This is a genomic window from Microbacterium sp. ISL-103, from assembly GCF_018613995.1.
GTDB lineage: Bacteria > Actinomycetota > Actinomycetes > Actinomycetales > Microbacteriaceae > Microbacterium.
The window spans coordinates 1-2,121 of the sequence record NZ_JAGGPD010000156.1; the positions used below are offsets into that span (position 1 = coordinate 1).

General features: G+C 71.3%; 2 protein-coding genes and 1 pseudogene. 2 read left to right on the top strand and 1 reads right to left on the bottom strand.

All coding sequences use genetic code 11. The annotated features are described in order from the left end of the window. Positions 1-236 (top strand): annotated as a pseudogene (locus tag J7E68_RS06645) (succinate dehydrogenase); the annotation flags it as partial. A 69-nt stretch (positions 237-305) separates the two neighbouring features. Here the strand turns inward: J7E68_RS06645 and J7E68_RS06650 are convergent. Beyond that, a complete protein-coding gene (locus J7E68_RS06650) occupies positions 306-623 on the bottom strand; it encodes a hypothetical protein (protein WP_215171024.1) in 318 nt (105 codons plus the stop codon). A gap of 118 nt (positions 624-741) precedes the next feature. Between J7E68_RS06650 and J7E68_RS06655 the strand changes: the two genes are divergently transcribed. Continuing rightward, positions 742-2,121 (top strand): L-serine ammonia-lyase, iron-sulfur-dependent, subunit alpha (locus tag J7E68_RS06655; RefSeq protein ID WP_215171026.1); only part of this gene is annotated, 1,380 nt, incomplete at its 3' end.

Here is a 2,121-nt window from a genome sequence, read left to right on the forward strand (position 1 = left end):
TCGACCTGAAGGCGGCGGTGCTGGCGGCACGGGCGACCATCGAGGCCGCACTCGAGCGTCGAGAGACGCGCGGGTGCCACAACCGCAGCGACTACCCCGACACCGACCCCACGCTGCAGGTCAACCTCGTCTGGTCGCCGACCGGTGGGGTGACGCACGAGCCGATCCCCGAGATCCCGGCCGAGGTCGCCGAGCTCATGCGCGAGGTCGACACCGAGGGCAAGCTCGTCGAATAGCGCTTCCGCTCCCGTCGCAGGGTGCATCGCGACGGGAGCGGCCGGTCGGCCGAGCGAGGTAGGAGTCGCTCAGTCGCCCTCGTCGGTCTCCGGACCGTCGATGACCCCGATCCCGACCGCCTCATGGTCGGGCTCGGGGTCGTTTCGCGTCGGGGCCTTCGGCTCTTCCGACGGCTCCTTCTCGGTGCTCGGCTCCTCGAGCTCGTCATTGCTCGGAACCTCCGACGGGTCGGCGTCTTCGGGCGATTCGGCCTGCTCGGGCTTCTCGGCGGTGCCGCCCGGATCCTTGAACTCGCCGGCGTCGCCGGACGACGGGGTGGGAGTGGGTGTCTGCGCCTCGGGGTCGAGGCCCGCGGTCGGGTCCTGGTCGGGGGTGCTGTTCGTCATGGTCGTCCCTTTCGCTTCGAGTGCCCCTTCAGCATCGAGGTGCCGATCCGCAGGCAGAAGGGCCTTGACGTCGGCCGTCGGATCGTCCGTCTCGCGCTGCACGACGTACGCTGAGGAGGTGACAGCGTACGTCTCGGCCTTCGATCTCTTCTCCATCGGAGTGGGCCCCTCGAGTTCCCACACGGTCGGACCGATGCGGGCGGCACTCGAGTTCGCCCGGCGCCTGCGTGCGGAGGCCGTGCTCGACCGCGTCGCGCGGGTCGGATGCACGCTCTACGGCTCGCTCGGGGCCACCGGCATCGGGCACGGCACGCCGGATGCCGTCGTCGCAGGACTCCGCGGCCTCGCCCCCGAGACCTGCGACCCGGCTGAGGTTCGCGCGGCCTGGACCGACCTGCGCGAGGGTGCGACCCTGCGGATCGACGGAGCCCACGAGATCCCGTTCGCGAAGGCCGACATCGTGTTCGCACCCCGCACTCGGCTGCCCGGGCACCCCAATGCCATGACGATCTCGGCGTGGGATGCCGCCGGTGACGTCGTCGCCGAGCAGACCTACTACTCCGTGGGCGGCGGTTTCATCCGCCGCGACGGGGAAGAGGCGAAGCTCTCCACGGCTCCGCTGCCGTATTCGTATGCGGATGCCGCGTCACTGCTCGCGCTGTGCGACGAGCACGGATTGTCGATCGCCGAGGTCGCTCGCCTCAACGAGACCTCGGTCCGCTCGGAAGAGGAGGTCGCCGCCGGACTCGACGCGATCTGGGATGCGATGGCCGCCTGCGTCGGCACCGGGCTGCAGTCCGACGGCGTGCTGCCCGGCATGCTCAAGGTCAAGAGGCGAGCGAGTGTGATCCGCGCCCAGCTCGAGGAGGCCGAAGCCGACGGGCACCGAGAGCTGCCGGGCGAGTGGCTGGGGGCCTTCGCGCTCGCGGTGAACGAAGAGAACGCGGCGGGTGGTCGGGTCGTCACGGCTCCCACGAACGGTGCGGCCGGCATCCTCCCCGCCGTCGCCATGTACTGGTGGCGGTTCCTGGCCGACTCGGGTCTCGGTGCGGGCAACGCGGTGACGCCGTACGGCGAGCTCGTCGGCAGCGCGCTGCTCGGCTTCGACGGCACGAGGGCGCTGGGGTCTGCCCACGCCGACACGGATGCGGACGCCGACGAGGTCGTCGCCGAGGCGAATCGCCGCCGGGGCATCCGTCGGTTCCTGCTGACCGCCACCGCGCTCGGGTCGCTGTTCAAGGCGAACGCCTCGATCTCGGGAGCCGAGGGAGGATGCCAGGCCGAGGTCGGCTCGGCATGTGCGATGGCCGCGGGCGGCCTCACCGCCGTGATGGGCGGCACCAACCGGCAGATCGAGAACGCCGCCGAGATCGCCATGGAGCATCACCTGGGGCTCACCTGCGACCCCATCGGCGGCCTCGTGCAGATCCCGTGCATCGAGCGCAACGCGATCGCCGCCTCGACCGCGGTGACGGCGGCCCGGCCCGCCCTCCCCGGC

Excerpts from the sequence above, each read along its gene's own strand:
- J7E68_RS06650 (WP_215171024.1), bottom strand. The coding sequence starts at position 623 with ATGACGAACAGCACCCCCGACCAGGACCCGACCGCGGGCCTCGACCCC.